17 protein-coding genes are annotated in these 19,013 nt (G+C 71.1%); 7 read left to right on the top strand and 10 right to left on the bottom strand.

The genetic code is table 11. The features are described 5' to 3' along the window. Positions 1 to 92: 92 nt before the first annotated feature. From HF995_RS08510 to HF995_RS08480, 7 genes are all read right to left on the bottom strand, one after another. The gene (locus HF995_RS08510; protein ID WP_168447359.1) at positions 93 to 2,975 is read right to left on the bottom strand and encodes a DEAD/DEAH box helicase; all 2,883 of its coding nucleotides are present in this window, start codon (positions 2,973 to 2,975) and stop codon (positions 93 to 95) included. A 39-nt stretch (positions 2,976 to 3,014) separates the two neighbouring features. Continuing rightward, positions 3,015 to 3,929, bottom strand: coding sequence for a diacylglycerol/lipid kinase family protein (locus HF995_RS08505; protein WP_168447358.1), 915 nt, complete (start codon positions 3,927 to 3,929; stop codon positions 3,015 to 3,017). Next, positions 3,926 to 4,711: a twin-arginine translocase subunit TatC gene (gene tatC / locus HF995_RS08500; RefSeq protein ID WP_350308799.1), complete on the bottom strand. Its 786-nt coding sequence runs from the start codon at positions 4,709 to 4,711 to the stop codon at positions 3,926 to 3,928. Before tatC ends, HF995_RS08505 begins: the two co-directional genes overlap by 4 nt. A gap of 3 nt (positions 4,712 to 4,714) precedes the next feature. Then, a complete protein-coding gene (locus HF995_RS08495; RefSeq protein ID WP_168447357.1) occupies positions 4,715 to 5,059 on the bottom strand; it encodes a twin-arginine translocase TatA/TatE family subunit in 345 nt (114 codons plus the stop codon). 72 nt (positions 5,060 to 5,131) lie between these two features. Next, the gene (locus tag HF995_RS08490; RefSeq protein WP_168447356.1) at positions 5,132 to 5,458 is read right to left on the bottom strand and encodes a hypothetical protein; all 327 of its coding nucleotides are present in this window, start codon (positions 5,456 to 5,458) and stop codon (positions 5,132 to 5,134) included. A 57-nt stretch (positions 5,459 to 5,515) separates the two neighbouring features. Continuing rightward, positions 5,516 to 6,481, bottom strand: coding sequence for a helix-turn-helix transcriptional regulator (locus tag HF995_RS08485; RefSeq protein WP_168447355.1), 966 nt, complete (start codon positions 6,479 to 6,481; stop codon positions 5,516 to 5,518). Then, positions 6,474 to 7,511 carry a helix-turn-helix transcriptional regulator gene (locus HF995_RS08480; protein WP_350308798.1) on the bottom strand — a complete coding sequence of 346 codons (1,038 nt, stop codon included), beginning with the start codon at positions 7,509 to 7,511 and terminating at the stop codon, positions 6,474 to 6,476. Before HF995_RS08480 ends, HF995_RS08485 begins: the two co-directional genes overlap by 8 nt. 33 nt (positions 7,512 to 7,544) lie before the next feature. On the opposite strand from HF995_RS08480, the gene HF995_RS08475 reads away from it, so the two are divergent. Together HF995_RS08475 and HF995_RS08470 are read left to right on the top strand one after the other, a co-directional pair. Continuing rightward, positions 7,545 to 8,660: a DUF3866 family protein gene (locus tag HF995_RS08475; protein WP_168447354.1), complete on the top strand. Its 1,116-nt coding sequence runs from the start codon at positions 7,545 to 7,547 to the stop codon at positions 8,658 to 8,660. A gap of 103 nt (positions 8,661 to 8,763) precedes the next feature. Then, the gene (locus HF995_RS08470; protein ID WP_350308797.1) at positions 8,764 to 9,384 is read left to right on the top strand and encodes a Dps family protein; all 621 of its coding nucleotides are present in this window, start codon (positions 8,764 to 8,766) and stop codon (positions 9,382 to 9,384) included. A gap of 9 nt (positions 9,385 to 9,393) precedes the next feature. On the opposite strand, the gene HF995_RS08465 is transcribed toward HF995_RS08470, so the two are convergent. Further along, entirely contained in the window at positions 9,394 to 9,843 is a 450-nt protein-coding gene (locus tag HF995_RS08465) for a hypothetical protein (RefSeq protein WP_168447352.1), read from the bottom strand. Positions 9,844 to 10,143: 300 nt separating this feature from the next. Here HF995_RS08465 and HF995_RS08460 point away from each other — a divergent pair, with 300 nt between their 5' ends. From HF995_RS08460 to HF995_RS08440, 5 genes are all read left to right on the top strand, one after another. Next, on the top strand, positions 10,144 to 12,615 hold the full coding sequence (locus HF995_RS08460) for a glycogen/starch/alpha-glucan phosphorylase (RefSeq protein ID WP_350308796.1): 2,472 nt from the start codon (positions 10,144 to 10,146) through the stop codon (positions 12,613 to 12,615). Positions 12,616 to 12,854: 239 nt separating this feature from the next. Then, positions 12,855 to 14,000, top strand: a complete 1,146-nt coding sequence (locus HF995_RS08455; RefSeq protein ID WP_168447350.1) for an LLM class flavin-dependent oxidoreductase — start codon at positions 12,855 to 12,857, stop codon at positions 13,998 to 14,000. Further along, complete coding sequence (locus tag HF995_RS08450; RefSeq protein WP_168447349.1) at positions 13,997 to 14,503, top strand: MarR family winged helix-turn-helix transcriptional regulator; 507 nt, start codon at positions 13,997 to 13,999, stop codon at positions 14,501 to 14,503. The genes HF995_RS08455 and HF995_RS08450 overlap by 4 nt, the downstream gene beginning before the upstream one ends. Beyond that, on the top strand, positions 14,500 to 15,117 hold the full coding sequence (locus HF995_RS08445; RefSeq protein ID WP_168447348.1) for an FMN reductase: 618 nt from the start codon (positions 14,500 to 14,502) through the stop codon (positions 15,115 to 15,117). The genes HF995_RS08450 and HF995_RS08445 overlap by 4 nt, the downstream gene beginning before the upstream one ends. A 62-nt stretch (positions 15,118 to 15,179) precedes the next feature. Next, positions 15,180 to 15,395: a hypothetical protein gene (locus HF995_RS08440; protein ID WP_168447347.1), complete on the top strand. Its 216-nt coding sequence runs from the start codon at positions 15,180 to 15,182 to the stop codon at positions 15,393 to 15,395. 162 nt (positions 15,396 to 15,557) lie between these two features. Here HF995_RS08440 and HF995_RS08435 read toward each other — a convergent pair whose 3' ends face one another. Continuing rightward, positions 15,558 to 16,067 (bottom strand): gluconokinase, encoded by a 510-nt coding sequence (locus tag HF995_RS08435; RefSeq protein ID WP_168447346.1) that lies wholly within the window; start codon positions 16,065 to 16,067, stop codon positions 15,558 to 15,560. 107 nt (positions 16,068 to 16,174) lie between these two features. Next, positions 16,175 to 18,883, bottom strand: a complete 2,709-nt coding sequence (ppdK, locus tag HF995_RS08430) for a pyruvate, phosphate dikinase (protein WP_168447345.1) — start codon at positions 18,881 to 18,883, stop codon at positions 16,175 to 16,177. Between the last annotated feature and the right edge of the window lie 130 nt (positions 18,884 to 19,013).

Here is a 19,013-nt window from a genome sequence, read left to right as displayed (position 1 = left end):
GCCACGGCGGACGTCCTCGGAGCGGTCTCGCCCGCCCCGTGACGCGCCTCACCCGCCGTGTCTGCCCCCACGGCCCTGCCGGCAGGCTCGTGTCACACGGACGTGTACGCGACGACGCCGCGCCTCAGCAGCCCGACCGCCTCGTGCGCGGAGAGCGCCGTCTCCTGGTCGGGGGCGGCGACCGAGATCTGGTCGAGGACGTCGATCACCTGCTTGCACCAGCGGACGAAGTCGCCGGCAGCAAGCTCTGTGCCCCGCAGGACCGACTCGAGCGAGCGTCCCTGAGCCCAGCGGTAGACCGGCGCGACGAGGGTCGTGTCGACGACCGGCGTGGGCTCGACCCGGTGCGCGACCTCGACGTCCTCGAGCCGAGACCACTCGCGCACCGTGCCCTCGACGGCCCGCCCCAGGCGCCCCTCCGGACCGCCCGGGAGGTGCGGCTCCTCACCGCCGTCGTCCCGGCGCGCCTCGTACACGACCGTCGAGACGACTGCGGCGAGCCCTGCTGCGTCGAGTCCTGACCACACGCCCGACCGCAAGCACTGCGCGAGGAGGAGGTCGTTCTCCGCGTACAGGCGCTTGAGCGCCTTGCCGTGGCCCGTGACCGTCGTGCGCAGGCGCGCCTCGGCGTCGTCGTGGTCGACGTCGTCGGTGTCGCGCGCAGGCCGCACCCGCAGGTACCCCAGGTCGACGAGCACGTCGCAGACCCGGTCGAACTCGCGTGCGATCGTGCCCGTGCGCCCCTCGATCCGGCGCAGGAGCGCGCGATGCTCCTTGTCGAGCCGCGTCCACCGCTCCGCCCAGCGCGCGTGCGCCTCCCTGTCCGGGCACGCGTGGCACGGGTGCTGGCGCAGCTCGCGGCGCAGGTGCTCGAGCTCGCGGTCGTCGGCCGCGCTGGCCCTGCCCTTGCCGCGGGGACGCGACGGCACGTCCTCAGCCTCGGCGAGGGCGGCACGCATGCGTGCGACGACGTCGCGGCGCTCCCGCGGGACGCGCGTGTTGAGCTGCTTCGGCAGCCGCACGCGCGTGACCTGCTCGACGGCCTCCGTGAGCTCCGTGACGCTCAGGCGGGACACTTTGCCGTCCTCGGTGAGGACCGTGGGCCGGGGCCCTTCGAAGGCCTCGGTCGTCCCGGCGTCGAGCACGACGGCGTAGCCCGCACGCCGCCCCGACGGCACCGTGACGACATCGCCCCGGCGCAGAACGCCGAGGGACGCCGCGACCAGAGCGCGGCGTCGCCCCTGGTCACGCTTGCGCAGCTCGCCCTCGCGGCTGGCGATCGCCGATCGCAGCCGCGAGTACTCGCGGAAGTCGCCGAGGTCGCACGTCATCGCCTCCGCATACCCTGCGAGGGCCTCCGCGTGCGATCGCGCCTGCTTCGCAAGACCCACGACACCACGGTCCGCCTGGAACTGCGCGAAGCTCGTCTCGAGGATCTCGCGTGCGCGCTCGCGGCCCACGCGGTCGACGAGGTTGACGGCCATGTTGTACGTCGGGCGGAAGCTCGACCGCAGCGGGTAGAGGCGCCGTGACGCGAGCCCGGCGAGCGCGACCGGGTCGAGCTGCGGGTGGTCGACGACGACCGCGTGCCCCTCGACGTCGATCCCGCGCCGCCCGGCGCGCCCGGTGAGCTGGGTGTACTCCCCCGGCGTCAGGTCGGCATGGGCGCGACCGTCCCACTTGACGAGCTTCTCGAGGACGACCGACCGTGCGGGCATGTTGATGCCGAGCGCGAGCGTCTCGGTCGCGAACACGACCTTGACGAGCCCGCGGGAGAACAGGTGCTCGACCGTCTCCTTGAAGATCGGGAGCATCCCGGCGTGGTGCGCCGCGAGCCCACGCGCGAGCCCCTCGACCCACGTGACGTAGCCGAGGACAGCGAGGTCGGAGGGCGCGAGCGTCGCGCACCGCTCCTCGGCGATCTGCCGGATGCGCGCTTCTTCCTCGGGGGACGTGAGGGAGATGCCCGAGGCGAGGCACTGCGCGAGCGCCCCTTCGCACCCGGCGCGGGAGAAGATGAAGTAGATCGCCGGGAGCAGACGCTTCTCGTGCAGGGCGTCGACGACGGAGAAGCGCGAGAGCGGGCGTCGCGACGGACCCCGCTCGAGGCGGCCTCCCCTGTCTCGCGCGTCGCGGGGGCCGCGCGCACCGCGGTTGCGGCCGTGCCGCGCGAACGGCTCCTGACCGCGTCGTAGGGCGATGCTCAGGTCGGGGTTGATCGGCGGGTTCACACCCGGGTCGGTGGGGTCGACGTGGCCCGCGTACAGGTCGAGGAGCTGGGCGCTGCGCTCGTCGGCGCGGGTCGCGACGTGCTGCCACAGCGGCACGGGCCTGCGTTCCTCGACGACGACGGCGGTATCGCCCCGCACCATCTCGAGCCAGTCGCCGAACTCCTCGGCGTTCGACACGGTCGCGCTGAGCGACACGAGCTGGACCGGCTCGGGCAGGTGGATGATCACCTCTTCCCACACGGGCCCGCGGAAGCGGTCGGCGAGGTAGTGGACCTCGTCCATGACGACGAACCCGAGGTCGTCGATCGTCGAGGACCCGGCGTACAGCATGTTGCGCAGCACCTCGGTCGTCATGACGACGACGTCCGCCCCGCCGTTGACGGACGTGTCACCCGTGAGGAGACCGACCCGGTCGGCGCCGTGGCGCGCGACGAGGTCGTGGTACTTCTGGTTGCTCAGCGCCTTGATGGGCGTCGTGTAGAAGGTCTTGAGCCCGCGCGCGAGGCCCAGGTGGACGGCGAACTCGCCGACGACGGTCTTGCCCGCACCGGTGGGCGCGGCGACGAGGACGCCCCGCCCCTTCTCGAGCTCGCGGCAGGCGTGCACCTGGAAGTCGTCGAGGTCGAACTCGAAGGACTCGCGGAAGCGGGCGAGCTCGGTGCGCTCGTCGACCTGACGCTGACGGGCCGCGGCGTAGCGCTCCGCGGGAGACATGGGCTGGTCCACCCCGGAGGCTGTGCTCATGGCGTCCACGGTAGTCGAGCGAGCGGCGCCCCCGCCGTCTCAGACGAGCAGCCGCACCGCCCGGGCGTGCACCTCGACGTGCAGCGGCAGCGGACCGATCGACTCGCCGTCGGCCATCGCGACGGGCGGGGCGAGACCTGCGTCGGTGGGCTCGACGAGGACCGACGTCGCCCGCACGACGTCGACGCTCGGGTGGCTGAGGTGAGTCCCGGGGTACAGGCGCGGCAGGATGCGCATCGCGCCCCACCGGGTGAACGGCCCGGCGAGCACGACGTCGAGCTGGCCGTCGTCGATCTCCGCGTCCGGCGCGATCCGTAGGCCGCCGCCGAAAGCGGGACCGTTGGCGACCGAGACGAGCGTGCCGGCCGACTCCCAGACCCGCTCCGCCATGGTTACGCGGTACCCGAACGGCTTGAACGCGCCGAGCTCGCCGACGAGCGCACGCAGGTACTTCAGGTGCCCGCGCGGGAACGACAGCCGGTTGGCGCGGTCGTTCACCGCCGCGTCGAGCCCTGCGGACAGGACGCCGGCGAACCAACGCCCGTCGAGATGCCCGGGAACGTTGACGTGGGCCGCGTCGACGGCGCGGAACCGGGAGCGCCCGAGCGCGTCCAGCAGGACGTCGACCGACGCGTCGACCCTGTGCCGCGGGAGGCCGGTCGCGCGGGCGAAGTCGTTGCCCGAGCCGACCGCGACGATGCCGAGCGGCACGGTCGTCGCCGCGACGGCGTTGAAGCCGAGGTGGACCATCCCGTCGCCGCCGACCACGACGAGCGCGTCGAGACCGTCGATCACGCCCTGCCGGGCATGGTGCATCGCGTCGAGCAGCGACGCCCCGGACAGGTCCACGACCGAGTGCCCCGCTGCGGTCAGCCGCTCGCGCGTGCGCGCACCCGCGGTGGCCCCTCGACCCTTTCCCGACGTCGGGTTGACGACGAGCCCGATCCGGCTCACAGGCCGTCCTCCTGCTCCTGCGCGGCACGGCGCCGATCACGCCGCCGGTCGTTGAGGGCAGACACGCCGACCGCCGCGAAGTACAGCACGATGATCGGGAGCGTCATCGCGAGCATCGTCACGACGTCGGGCGTGGGTGTCATGACGGCCGAGAACACGCACGCGAGGACGACCGCCCACCGCCATCCGCGCAGGTACGTGCGTGCACGCACGATCCCGACCATGTTGAACGCGACCATGAACACCGGCAGGAGGAACACGAGCCCGAACGCGAGGATGATCTGCGCGACGAACGACAGGTACGCCTGCGCGTCCTGGATGTTAAGGGCCTGGTCAGGGACGAACTCGACGAGGAGCACGACCGCGCGCGGCAGGACCCACCAGGCGAGGCACGCGCCCGCGAGGAAGAGCGGGACGGCCGAGCCGAGGAACCCGAGCGTGTAGAGCTTCTCGCGGCGGGTGAGCCCGGGGACGACGAACGCCCACACCTGGTAGAGCCACCACGGGCTCGACACGATCAGGCCGAGCCAGACGGCGATCTTCACCTGCATGTCGATCGCGCTCGCGACGCCGGCGAAGTTGAGGGCGACCGTGCGGCCCTTCTCGGCGGCGACGTCGAGGATCGGCTGCTGGAGCAGCTCGAAGACAGGTTCGTAGAGGAACCAGCCGACGACGGTCCCGACGAGGATCCCCAGCCCTGCGAGGAAGAGGCGGTTGCGCGCCTCGACCAGGTGCTCGCGCAGCGACATCCGTCCGTCACGAGCACGCTGCTGCGTGCGCACGGCTCAGTCCTTCGCGGGGGCGTCCCCGGAGTCTGGGTCGGCCGTCGGCACGGGAGCCGCGGGCGGCTGCGGGGCCGCCGGGGCGGCTTCAGCCGCTGGCACCGCGGGGGCAGCGGGGGCCGCCTGTGGAGCAGCGGGTGCCGGGGCGACGGGCGCCGGTGCCGTCGGCGCGGGGGCCGGGGCCGGGGCCGGGGCGTCCTCCTCCCGGAGCTCCTTGACCTCCTTCTTCACGATCTTCAGAGCGCGCCCCATGTTGCGGGCGAGGTCCGGGAGCTTCGAGGAGCCGAACAGCATCACGATGATGAGGATGAGGACCGGGATGACCCAGGGATGTGAGCGAAGGCCCATGACGGCGTTCTCCAGACTGTTCGGCGGACGGGGCAATCCTAGACCGCGCGCTCGGCGCGGATGTGCGAGGTCTCAGCGCCAGACGCTGCGCCAGCGCTCCCACACCTCGGGGCGCGGGCGCCTGCGCCACGCCTTGCGGGCGAGCCGCTCCTGGCGCAGCCGGTCGACCCGAGCGCGCAGCTCGGCGCGCGGCGCGGTCACGGTCGGTGCGGTCGACGGCGACTGTGCGAGGCGCTCCTCGGTGCGCTCTGCGGCGCGTTCCCAGACCTGGCCGAGCCGACCGGCCGACCCGCTCACCTCCGTGGCGGCGCGCCGGAAGCGGCGCCACGCGTCACGCCACACGAAGAACGCGGCGAGAGCGGCACCGAGCACGAGGGCCGTCCAGATCCAGAACCACACGGGTGCCACGCTACCTCGCAGCAGTCAGGCGAGGGGCCGTGCACGGCGGACCAGACGTCACGCGTAGCAGGCGAGGGCGTCGCGCGCCGCGCTCGCGACATCGTCGGCGACCCAGGCCGGCTCGATCGAGCGGACGTGGCGGGCGTTCTGCAGGAGAAGCTGTCGCAGCCACGCAGGCTCGGCGACGACGAGGTCAACGGCGAAGTCGCCGTCGTCCAGGTCGGTGACCGCTTCGACGGGGATCTGCTCGGCGATCCAGCGGGCCGGGCTCGCGAGCACGAGCCGGACGTGGTGCGTCGGCCCCGCGACGTCTCCGGGCCGGAACATCGCGTCCTTGATGCCCACGTGCTGCTCGGCAGGCTCGTCGAGGACGGTTGCCTCGAGGATCCGATCGGTGCGGAAGGACCGTTCGTCGTCCGCCCGCGTGCACCACGCGACGAGGTACGAGTGCTCGTCCTCGACCTGCAGGCGGATCGGGTCGACGACGCGCTCGGTGACGACGTCGGCGACGCTCGCGTACCGGATCAGGAGGCGGCGGCCCGACGTGAGGGCTGCGCCGAGCGCGGCCGTCACGGCGGGCGAGCCGCGCTCCGCGAGGCGGACGTCGAGAGCGGCCGCAGCCTCGCCCGTCGCCGCGGTGAGCACGGCGAGCGTCCCCTCGACCTCCTCGCCCAGGCGTGGGTCGATCGTGTCGTCGAGCGTCTCCTTCATCGCGCGCAGCGCGGCGATGAGCGCGACGGCTTCCCGCGTGCCGAGGCGCAGCGGGGTCGTCATCCCCTGCGGCTGCACGAGCGCGACGGTCCCGGCCTCGTAGTCGAGGTCGAAGTCGATCAGGTCGTCGGTCCAGTGCCCCGGAGTCCCGGACACCCACAGGAGGTCGAGGTCCTTGACGACCTGCTCGACCGTGACGCCGAAGTGCGCGGCAAGGTCGGCGATCGCGACCCGCGGCCGCTCACCGCCCGCGTCGAGGTAGGTGATGATCCCGAGGAGGCGGACGAGCCGCTCGCTCGTGCGCTCAGCCATGGTGGTCCTCCGTCGCGTGCTGGGCCTTGTCGGGAAGGTCTGCTGCGGCGTCGAGCATCGCGACGACGGCCGCGCGCACCTGCGGGGGCGCGAGGACGACGACGGCATCTCCGTAGCCGACGATCTCACCGGCGAGGGCGTCGGGGTCGTCCGCGTCGACGGCGAGGATCTCACGACCGACGAGACGCTCGGGGAGCTGGGCGGGAGCGCCGAGCTCGACTGCCTCGGCCGGGGTCACGACGCGGGCGTGGGCGCGCAGCGCGGCGGCGCGCTCCGGCACGACTGCGACGACGGCCGGCACGGCCACGCGGCTCGTCCCGAGCAGGTCGTCGACGTCGAGGTCCGCGGGGACGGGGAACGCGTTCTCCGGCCCGACGGCGCGCACGCGGCCCGCGATCCGGCTGAGGCGGAACGCGCGCGCTGCGTCGCGGCTGCGGTCGCGGCCGATCACGTACCAGCCGCCGCCGCGCGCGACCACGCGCCACGGCTCGACCGTGCGGCGAGTCAGCTCTCCCGTGCTCGCCGCCCGGTAGTCGAAGGTGACCGCCCGGCGCGACGTGGTCGCGTCGAGAAGTGGGCCGTAGGCGTCACCGGCCTCGCGGACGCGGGGCGCGAGAGCCGCGACCGCGGCACCCTCGGTGTCCGGCGCCGGTCCCCCGGCGGCGCGCAGCTTCGTGAGCGCGCGCGCAGTGTCGTCGCGGAGCATGCGGTCCTGCCAGAGCTCGGCGGCGACACCGAGGACGGCGAGCTGCGCGGGCGACAGCTCGAGCGGTTCGAGCGCGTACGCGTCCATGTCGATCCGGTAGCCCGTCTCGGTCGCGTGGGCGCCCTCGACGGTGACGATCGGTACGCCGAGCTCGCGCAGCAGGTCCTTGTCGCGTTCGAAGGTCCGCTCGAACGCGGCGTCCGACGTGCCGGCGTAACCGACGACCGAGGCCCGGATCTGCTCGCGTGTCATCCGGCGGCCGGCGTTCACCAGGGCGATCACCAGGTTCAGCAGCCGCTCGGCGGCAGGGGTCGTCTCGCTCACCGGCACCACGCTAGCGGGCGGTACCGTGTCTGCGTGATCAACTGGCGCGATGGGGTCGTGGTGTCGCTCGGCCGCGAGTGGGACGGTGCGCTCGAGACGACCGTGCGCACGTCCGACGGCGCGGAGGTGCGTGCGCTCGCGTACCCCGGCCTCGTCGGACGCCCGGTCGAGGGCGACCGGGTCCTCCTCAACACGACGGCGCTCGAGCGCGGCCTCGGGACCGGCGGCTACGCCCTCGTGGCTGCGCTCCCCGACGCGCTCCCCGTCGCGCAGCCGCACGGGCCGGGCCACCTCGTCAAGGCGCGGTACACCCCGCTCCAGACCATGGTCCTCGGCGTGGACGAGCAGGAGTCCGACCACCACGAGACGCTCCGCGAGGCCGACTCGCTCGACGGCATGCCCGTCGTCGTCGCCGACCTGCACTCGGCGCTGCCCGCGATCGTCGCGGGCATCCGCGAGCAGGCGCCCGACGCGCGGGTCGCGTATGTCATGACCGACGGCGGAGCCCTCCCTGCGTGGTTCTCCCGGACCGTCGCGCAGATGCGTGACGAGGGCCTGATCGTCTCGTGCCTGACCGTCGGCCAGGCGTTCGGGGGCGACCTCGAGGCCGTCACCGTCCACTCTGGCCTCCTGGCGGCGCGTCGGGTCGTCGGTGCCGACGTGGCGGTCGTCGCGCAAGGCCCCGGCAACCTCGGGACGGGCACCCGCTGGGGGTTCTCCGGCGTCGCGGCCGGCGAGGCCGTCAACGCTGCTGCGACGCTCGGCGGGCGGCCTGTGGGCTCGCTCCGCGTGTCGGCGAGCGACGCGCGGCCGCGCCACGTCGGCGTCTCGCACCACTCGACCACGGCCTACGGTCGCGTCGCGCTCGCCGCGGCGGACGTCGTCGTGCCTGTGCTCGACGAGAGCGTCGACGTGCCGGTGTCCCTCGGTGGACCGACGGGGCTCAACGCCCTCGTCGAGGAGCAGGTCGAGGAGCTCGCGCCGCTGCACCGGCTCGTGCGCCGCGCGGCGGGCGCACCGCTCCTGGCGGCGCTGCGCCGCTCCCCCGTCCGGATGTCCTCCATGGGCCGTGACCTCGCGGCGGACCCGACTCCGTTCCTCGCCGCCGCTGCTGCGGGTGAGCACGCGGCTGCGCTCCTGCGCGACTGAGGGCTCCTGTCCTGCCAGCGTGCGGGAGGCGTCGAGCCGTCGGATGCTGGAACGGCAAGGCCGCCCGTGCGGAGGGCGGCCACGACGACGAAGGAGCATCACGGTGGCATCCTCGAAGGGCAGCGCGAAGAAGAGCACGAAGAGCACCGAGGCGAGCTCAGGCCTCCCCGCCTACACGGTCCCGTCGCTCACCCTCGACGAAGGCGCACAGACCGCCCAGATCCTCCAGGCGCGGCTGCACGCGCTGATCGACCTCGCGCTCACGCTCAAGCACATCCACTGGAACGTCATCGGCCCGCACTTCATCGCGGTCCACGAGATGATCGACCCGCAGGTCGACGCGGTGCAGGCGATGGTCGACGAGACCGCGGAGCGCATCGCGACCCTCGGCAGCGTGCCTGTCGGCACGCCGGGCGCGATCGTGGCCAGCCGCACGTGGGACGACTATTCGATCGGGCGGGCGAGCACGATCGCCCACCTCGGGGCTCTCGACGAGGTGTACCGCGGGTTCATCACAGACCACCGCGAGGCGGCGACCGCGACGGAGGAGCTCGACGACGTGACGAACGACATGCTGATCGGCCAGCTGGGGTCGCTCGAGCAGTTCCACTGGTTCGTCAGGGCGCACCTGGAGTCGACGTCGGGCGAGCTGTCGACCTCGGACGCGCGCACCGAGAAGGGTGCGGCACGCAGCGCGGAAGCCGACGCCAAGGGTCGCGCCTGATCCCTGAGATCACCAGCTCCAGCCCCGGGCGCCCAGCTCCAGCTCACGCCGGAACCGGGCGTCCGGGTCGCCGAGCGTCTGCGTGCTGATCTCCGAGATCTCGTCCGGCAGGTCTTGCGCGGAGAGTGCGCGCTGGAGCGTCGACACCTCGACGGCGGGGCCCGCGTCCCGTTCGTTCTCGGCCCCGGCCAGCTGGCAGGCCTCCCTCAGGAGGGCGTCGTAGGCCCAGAGGGCGGCGCGCAGGTGGTGCGCCCGGGCGAACATCGTGGGGTCCGCGTCGACCCAGCGGATCCGCTCGGCCGCGACGGCGAGCTGGTGCTCGAGCTCGAGGACCAGGAACGGGTCGACCTGGGCGAGCTTCTCCTCCTCGTGGGCGATCGAGGTCGTCCTGACTGCCCACAAGACGCAGCCGACAACGAGCATGGCGAGCACGCACCAGACCAGGAGCACGGCGACCACCGCCTCAGATCCGCACCGTCGGGGACGTCTCCAGCGTAGGCACCTGGCGACCCGGACGGAAGGGCGCGACCCGGACGGGGACCTCTGCAACGATCCTGCAACTTTCAGCACACGTTGCAACGGAAGACGGTGGGACGCGGCCCCGGCCTGCACGTCGGGTACTCCCATGTTGTCGCAGGTCAGCGGGGTCAAGGTGGTCCTGAGGGGCAGCATTCCGGATCGCTTGCAGGAGATGTACGCGTACATGTCCTGAGCCGAAGGTCATGGCAAAAGGGGGCTCTCACCGGTAGCGTGCTGCAGGTGACTGAAACCACCGAGAGGTCCACCTCTACCCCCGCAACCGTTGATTCGTTCAAGGACGAGTTCCTCCGGCAGTTGCGCTACGAGCAGGGCGTCGAACTGGGCACCGCCAGCCGTGACGACCTGTTCCAGGCACTCGCCAAGACCGTCCGCAACTACATGGTCGACAACTGGCTGACCACGGTCGAGACGCAGAAGGCCGCTGGCTCCAAGGTCGTCGCCTACCTGTCCGCCGAGTACCTCATGGGCCCGCAGCTGGACAACGCGCTCCTGTCGACCGGCCTGACCGACGTCGCGGACGCTGCCCTCGACTCCCTCGGCCTCTCCCTGGACCACGTCCGCGCGACCGAGGTCGAGCCTGGTCTCGGCAACGGTGGCCTGGGCCGCCTCGCCGCATGCTTCATCGACTCGCTCGCGACGAAGAACATCCCGACCATCGGCTACGGCATCCGCTACGAGTACGGCATCTTCCGCCAGACGTTCGTCGACGGCCGCCAGGTCGAGCAGCCCGACTCGTGGCTCACGAACGGCACCCCCTGGGAGATCCCCCACACCGAGCAGGCCGTCGAGGTCCGCTTCGGTGGCCACACCGAGCAGGCCATCGACCAGACCGGTCGCTCCGTGACCCGCTGGATCCCGGGCGAGACCGTCCTCGCGGTCCCCTACAACTACATGGTGCCGGGCTACGGCACGGCCAACGTCAACACGCTGCGCCTCTGGAGCGCGAAGGCGACGAACGCGTTCGACCTGCACATCTTCAACTCGGGCGACTACGAGGCTGCCGTCCGTGCGCAGACCGTCGCGGAGAACATCTCGAAGGTGCTCTACCCCGAGGACTCCACGCCTCAGGGCAAGGAGCTGCGCCTCAAGCAGCAGTACTTCTTCGTCGCGGCGTCGATCGCCGACTTCCTGCGGACGCTGCCCGAGGGCTTCGACCTCAAGAAGCTTCCCGAGCGCATCGTGTTCCAGCTCAACGACACGCACCCCGTCATCGGCGTGCCCGAGCTCATGCGCATCCTCGTCGACGAGCGGGGCCTGTCGTGGGAGGACGCGTGGGACATCACCCGCCGCTCCTTCAACTACACGTGCCACACGCTGCTGCCCGAGGCTCTCGAGGTGTGGTCCGTCGACCTCCTCGGCCGACTGCTGCCGCGCCACCTCGAGATCATCTACCGGATCAACGAGCAGTTCCTCGCCGGCATCCGCGCCACCTACCCGGGCGACGAGCTCCGGGTGCGCCGCATGTCGATCATCCAGGAGCGGCCGGAGCGCGCCGTGCGCATGGCCTTCCTCGCGACGGTCGGCTCGACCAAGGTCAACGGTGTGGCTTCGCTGCACTCCGACCTGCTGCGCGACAAGGTCCTCGATGACTTCTCGGCGTACTGGCCCGAGAAGTTCACGAACGTCACGAACGGCATCACGCCGCGTCGCTTCGTCCAGCTCTCGAACCCGACCCTCGCGAGCCTGATCGACGAGACCATCGGCGCTGGCTGGCTGAACGACCTCGAGCGCCTCAAGGAGCTCGAGCCGTACGCCGAGGACGCCTCGTTCCGCAAGGCCTTCCGTGAGGTCAAGCAGGGCAACAAGGACCGTTTCGTGTCGCTGCTCGCGCAGCGTGACGGCATCGAGCTCGCGTCTGACGCCCTGTTCGACGTCATGGTCAAGCGTCTGCACGAGTACAAGCGCCAGATGCTCAAGCTCCTGCACGTCGTCACGATCTACGACCGCGTGCTCAAGGGCGAGATCAAGGCTGCTGACCTGACGCCGCGCGTCGTGGTCTTCGGCGCCAAGGCCGCTCCCGGGTACAAGATGGCGAAGGAGATCATCTTCCTCATCAACTCGGTCGCGAACGTCGTCAACAACGCTCCGGAGCTCGAGGGCCGTCTCCGTGTCGCGTTCCCCGCGAACTACAACGTCACGCTCGCCGAGAAGCTGATCCCTGCTGCTGACCTGTCCGAGCAGATCTCGCTCGCAGGCAAGGAGGCGTCGGGCACGGGCAACATGAAGTTCGCCCTCAACGGCGCGCTCACGATCGGTACTCTCGACGGCGCGAACGTCGAGATCCACGACCTGGTCGGCGGGGAGAACTTCTTCCTCTTCGGCATGACCGAGCCCGAGGTGCAGAGCCTGTCGGACGCCGGGTACCACCCGACGTCGTTCTACGAGGGCAACGCCTCCCTGCGGGGCGCGATCGACCTGATCTCGTCGGGCATCTTCTCGGGCGGCGACCGTACCGCGTTCGAGTTCGTCATCTCCGACCTGCTCTACAAGGACCGCTTCATGGTGCTCGCGGACTACCAGACGTACATCGAGGCGCAGGACCGCGTCGAGGCCGCGTACGCCGACCAGGAGTCCTGGTCGCGCATGGCGATCCTCAACGTGGCCCGCACCGGGTTCTTCTCGTCCGACCGGTCGATCCAGGACTACCTCGACCGCATCTGGCACGCGCCTGCGGTGCCGATCCGCAAGTGATCTGACCTCGACCTGCTGGAGCGCCGCCTGTGCGGCGTGAGGCGTGCAGCGCCGGACCCCATCCCGGCACTGCTCATGCGACCCCGTCCCCGGTTCTCCGGGGGCGGGGTCGCGCTGTACGCGACGTGTCGCGGATCACGGAGCCTCGTCGGGAATTTTCATGCGTCTGCATTGATTGAAGGGTAAAGTAGATGCCAGACGATTCCCGCGGCGACGCGGCCACACGACAGGAGCGCACGATGCAGTTCGGAATCTTCACGGTCGGCGACGTCACGACAGACCCCACGACCGGCCGCACCCCCACCGAGAACGAGCGCATCAAGGCCACGGTCGCGATCGCCAAGAAGGCCGAGGAGGTAGGACTCGACGTCTTCGCGACGGGCGAGCACCACAACCCGCCCTTCGTCGCCCCGCCGAACCCGACGGTGCTCCTCGCGCACATCGCCGCACAGACCGAGCGCATCGTCCTGTCGACCTCGACGACGCTCATCACGACGAACGACCCGGTGCGCCTCGCTGAGGACTACGCCTACCTCCAGCACCTCGCGGACGGCCGCATCGACCTCATGATGGGACGCGGCAACACCGGCCCCGTCTACCCGTGGTTCGGCAAGGACATCCGCCAGGGCATCGAGCTCGCAGTCGAGAACTATGCGCTGCTCCACAAGCTGTGGCGCGAGGACGTCGTCGACTGGCAGGGCCGCTTCCGCACACCGCTGCAGGGCTTCACCTCCGTGCCGCGACCGCTCGACGGCGTCCCCCCGTTCGTCTGGCACGGGTCGATCCGCACCCCCGAGATCGCGGAGCAGGCCGCCTACTACGGCGACGGCTTCTTCCACAACAACATCTTCTGGCCTATCACCCATACGAAGCAGATGGTCGCGCTCTACCGGCGCCGGTTCGAGCACTACGGCCACGGCTCCGCCGACCAGGCCATCGTCGGCCTCGGCGGCCAGGTCTTCATGCGCAAGAACTCCCAGGACGCGAAGCGTGAGTTCCGCCCCTACTTCGACAACGCGCCCGTCTACGGGCACGGACCGTCGATGGAAGACTTCACCGAGCAGACACCGCTCACAGTCGGCAGCCCGCAGGAGGTCATCGACCGCTACGCGACGATGCGCGACCACGTCGGCGACTACCAGCGGCAGCTCTTCCTCATCGATCACGCCGGCCTGCCGCTCAAGACCGTCCTCGAGCAGATCGACATGCTCGGCGAGCAGGTCGTGCCGGTGCTGCGCAAGGAGCTCGACTCGAAGCGCCCGGCGCACGTCCCGGACGCACCCACGCACGCCGCGCGGGTCGCTGCTGCCGGAGGTTCGCACGACTCGACCGTCTACGCGCCCGCTGACGACGTCACGGGCGCCTCCCCGGCGGCCGCGCGATGAGCACCCCGACCCACCTCGCTGGCTCCGCCGCCGCGAACGCCTGGGAGGCTCTCTTCCGTGCCCAGGTCGCCGTGCTGCGCGAGCTCAGCGCCGACAACATCTGGCGTGAGCTGTCGATCAAGGAGTACGACGTGCTCTTCACGCTCTCGCGCGCCGAGGGGCGCGGCATGCGGCTCAAGGACCTCAACACCGAGGTCCTCATGCCCCAGCCGTCCCTCTCAAGGCTCGTCGAGCGCCTCGAGGCTCGTGGCCTCGTGACCCGCAGGACCGTGCCGGACGACCTGCGCGGCACCTGGGTCGAGCTGACCGACGCTGGCGCCGACGCCCAGCGCTCGACCGGCCGCCGTCACGTCGAGTCGATCGAGCGCCTCGTCGGCTCCGCCCTGAGCCCGGACGAGCTCGACACTCTCGAGATGCTGTGCACGCGCCTGCGTGCGCATGCTGTGTCGAGCAGCGCGGACTCTCTCGTCACCACCGCGTCCCACCTGGAGGATCGCTCATGAACACCCGCAGGATCGTCGCAGTCTCCGCCGGTCTCTCGCAGCCGTCGTCGACACGCATGCTCGCCGACCGGCTGTCCGCCGCGACCGCTGACGCGCTGCACGAGCACGGACAGGACGCCACCGTCGAGGTCGTCGAGCTGCGCGACCTGGCTCACGATGTCACCGACATGATGCTCACGGGGTTCCCGAGCGTCCGGCTGTCGACCGTGATCGACGCCGTCAAGGGCGCCGACGCGCTCGTCGCCGTGACTCCCGTGTTCACCGCGTCGTACTCGGGGCTGTTCAAGTCGTTCTTCGACGTCCTCGACTCGAAGTCGCTCGTCGGCAAGCCGACGCTGCTCGGCGCGACCGCCGGTACCCCGCGGCACTCCCTCGTGCTCGAGCACGCGCTGCGGCCGATGTTCGCCTACCTGCGCGCCGACGTCGTGCCGACCGCGGTCTTCGCGGCGACGGACGACTGGGGGGACAGCGACGCCGAGGGGGCCACGCTCCCGGGCCGCGTCCGTCGCGCTGCCGGTGAGCTCGCCACCCGCGTCGCGGGCTACTCCCCCGGGCCCGACCTCACCGACCCGTTCGCGACCCTCGTGCCGTTCGACCAGCACCTCTCGCGATAGTCTCGGACGAGGCGCGCCGCGCGAGACGCGCAGCGTGCAGAGCACTGCGGAGGGGAATCCTGATGGATCAGCACGACCACGACGCGACCGACGGAGCCGACGCTCCGGTCCCGACCGCGTTCAGCGCCCTGTTCTTCCTCGTGACGATGGCGATCTTCGTCGCCGGGTTCTGGGGCATGGCCGAGGGCTACAGCCAGGAGAGCGCGCTGTTCTTCAGCGCAGGTCTGCTCGCGTCCTGCGTCGCAGTCGCGATCGCGGTCCACGCGAAGCAGGACTGACGCACAGGTCGTCGGCGCAGGAGCCGACGGTCGACGACGCACCCGGCACCGACAGGGGCCGTACCGCCACGCGGTACGGCCCCTGTCGCGTCTGCTGGGCGGGTGGGCGCCGGGCCAGGCCGTGCGCCTTCGCGCGATGACCGGCCGCACGGACCGGACGAGTCAGAGAGAGCCGAGGCGTGCGCGGACCTCGTCGAGGATCTCGGGTACCGCCTGGTCGACGTCGACCACGAAGCCTCGCTCGTCGTCCTCGAGCAGCTCGAGCGTCGCGAGCTGGGAGTCGAGCAGGGTCGCGGGCATGAAGTGGTCGCTGCGGCCCTCGAGGCGCGCGCCCAGGACGTCACGGGTGCCGTGCAGGTGCACCATGACGGCGCCGGGCGCCCGCGCGACGATCGCGTCGCGGTAGGCGCGCCGCAGCGCCGAGCACGCGACGACGACGCCGCCCTCGCTCGTCGCGAGCACACGCCCGACCGCGGCGAGCCACGGCCAGCGGTCCTCGTCCGTGAGCGCCGTCCCGCCCGCCATCTTCTCGATGTTCTCGACCGGGTGCAGCGAGTCACCGTCGACGAACGGGACCCCCAGCTCGTGCGCGACGAGCGCCCCGATCGTCGACTTGCCCGACCCGCTGACGCCCATGACGACGACGGCGGGAGCATTCGTGGACGAGGTCATGGTGCTCCTTCGCGTGGGTGCGGGCGGGCGTCTGACGACGCGAGGGCGCCCTGCACCGCAAGTGTCGGTGCAGGGCGCCCTCCTCGGCAAACGGTTGCCGCGCCTTGTCAGGCCGTCGCGTCACCTCCGGCCTCGACCGCGGCCCGCCCAGCCTCGAGCCGGGCGATCGGCACGCGGAAGGGCGAGCAGGACACGTAGTCCAGCCCGACCTGCTGGAAGAAGTGGATCGACTCCGGGTCGCCACCGTGCTCGCCGCACACACCGACGTGCAACGACGGTCGCGTCGCCCGACCACCCTCGACACCGACCCGCACGAGCGCCCCGACACCCGCGGCGTCGAGCGTCTCGAACGGGGAGATCGTCAGGACGCCGTTGTCGAGGTAGTCCGTGAAGAACGCCCCCTCCACGTCGTCCCGCGAGAAGCCCCACGTCGTCTGCGTCAGGTCGTTCGTGCCGAACGAGAAGAAGTCGGCCTCCTCGGCGATGCGGTGCGCCGTCAGCGCTGCGCGCGGCAGCTCGATCATGCAGCCGATCGGCAGGTCGAGCCGGACGCCGGCCGCTTCGCCGACCTCGCGGAGGATCCCCTCCGCCTCCTCCCGCACGATCTGCAGCTCACGCACGGACCCGACGAGCGGGACCATGATCTCCGGCCGTGGATCGAGCCCACGACCGCGCAGCTCGACGGTCGCCTCCGCGATCGCGCGGATCTGCAGGCCGAAGAGCCCAGGCACCTTGAGGCCGAGCCGCACGCCGCGCAGGCCGAGCATAGGGTTCTGCTCGTGCATGCGCCGGACCGCGGCGAGCAGCTTCACCTGGTGCTCGTCGACCTTGCCGTCCCGCTCGGCGAGAGCGACCGCGACGGACAGCTCCGTGAGGTCCGGGAGGAACTCGTGGAGCGGCGGGTCGATCAGCCGGATCGTCGTCGGCAGCCCGTCCATCGCCTCGAGCAGCCCGACGAAGTCCTCGCGCTGCAGCGGCAGGAGCTCGGCGAGCGCGGCCTCGCGCTGGGCGTCGTCCTCCGCGAGGACCACGTGCTCGATGTACGTACGCCGGTCGCCCAGGAACTGGTGCTCGGTGCGGCACAGGCCGATGCCTTGCGCCCCACGCGCTCGCGCGCGGGTCGCGTCGAGCGCCGTGTCGGCGTTCGCCCGCACCTCCATCGTCCTGGTCGCGTCGGCGTGCTCGAGGACACGGTGGACAGCGAGCACGAGCTCCTTGGTCGGCTCGTCCGGCGCTGCGGAGAGCCCCGCCTCGAGACCGTCGGAGATGTACCGCATGACGGGCGAGTCCGTGACGGGGACCTCGCCGAGGAACACCTCACCCGTGGACCCGTCGATCGCGATGACGTCGCCGGGCCGCAACGTGTGCCCAGCGACCCGGACCTCCTGCGCCGCGACGTCGACATCGAGCTCCTCGGCCCCGACGACCGCGCACTTGCCCATGCCGCGCGCCACGACAGCCGCGTGCGACGTCTTGCCGCCGCGGGCCGTGAGGACACCGTCGGCTGCGATCATGCCCTCGAGGTCGTCCGGGTTGGTCTCCCGCCGCACGAGGATCACGTGCGCACCGGAGGCCGCCCGCGTGATCGCCTGCTCGTTGTCCATCACGATCTCGCCGACCGCCGCGCCCGGCGACGCTGCCATGGCCTTCGTCAGGAGCGTCGTGTCACCGCTGCGGTCGAACTGCGGGAACATCAGCTGCGAGAGCTGCTCGCCGCTCGTCCGTGCGATCGCCTCGTCCATCGTGATGAGGTGCTCGTCGACGAGCTGGGTCGCGATCCGGAACGCCGCCGCCGCGGTGCGCTTGCCGACCCGCGTCTGCAGGAGCCACAGCTTGCCGCGCTCGATCGTGAACTCGATGTCGCACAGGTCTCGGTAGTGCGTCTCCAGCCGGCGCATCGCCTGAAGCAGCTCGCGATAGCTGTCGGCGTCGATCTCCTCGAGCGCCGCGAGCGGGAGCGTGTTGCGGATGCCCGCCACGACGTCTTCACCCTGAGCGTTCGACAGGTAGTCGCCGTACACACCGGCCTGGCCCGTGGAGGGGTCACGCGTGAAGCACACGCCCGTGCCCGAGTGGCTGCCGAGGTTGCCGAACACCATCGTCACGACGTTGACCGCGGTGCCGAGGTCGTCGGCGATGCGCTCACGGCGGCGGTACAGACGCGCCCGTTCGGTGTTCCACGACCCGAAGACGGCCTCGATCGCGAGGTCGAGCTGCTCGCGCGGGTGCTGCGGGAACTCCTTGCCCGTCTGCTCGAGCACGATGTGCTTGAACGTCGTGACGAGGTCGCGCAGGTCCTCAGCGCTCAGGTCGACGTCGGTCGCGGCGCCGACCTCGGCCTTCTTCGCGTCGAGCGCGGCGGCGAAGAGCTCCCCGTCGAGGTCGAGGACGGTCTTGCCGAACATCTGGATGAGGCGGCGGTACGAGTCCCAGGCGAAGCGCTCGTCACCGGTGAACTCCGCGAGGCCCTTCACCGACGCGTCGTTGAGACCGACGTTGAGGACCGTCTCCATCATGCCGGGCATCGAGAACTTTGCGCCCGAGCGGACCGAGACCAGCAGGGGCTCGTGGAAGTCGCCGAGCTGGCGGCCGAGCGTGTCCTCGATCTCACGGATCGCCATGGTCACCTCGACGCGCAGCTCAGGAGGGACGACGCCTTCCCTCATGAACTCTCGGCACGCCTGCGTGGTGATCGTGAACCCGGGCGGGACGGGAAGGCCGATCTTGACCATCTCGGCCAGGTTTGCCCCCTTGCCGCCCAAGAGGTCCTTCTGGTCCTTGTCCCCCTCGCTGAACCTGTACACGTACTTGGCCATGTAGGACCTCCTCGGTACGGGAACGCTCCATCGCGCTCCTTGAAGGGCACCGCTCGCGGCGCATCGTCGGTGACGCGTCTGCGGTGTCGTTCCTCTCCATCATTGCTTACCGGCGCCACCTTGCGCCGTC

It is taken from the genome of Sanguibacter hominis ATCC BAA-789, from assembly GCF_012396185.1.
Classification (GTDB): domain Bacteria; phylum Actinomycetota; class Actinomycetes; order Actinomycetales; family Cellulomonadaceae; genus Flavimobilis; species Flavimobilis hominis.
Note: the sequence above shows the minus strand (reverse complement) of the source record. Positions and strands in the feature narration are given on the sequence as shown.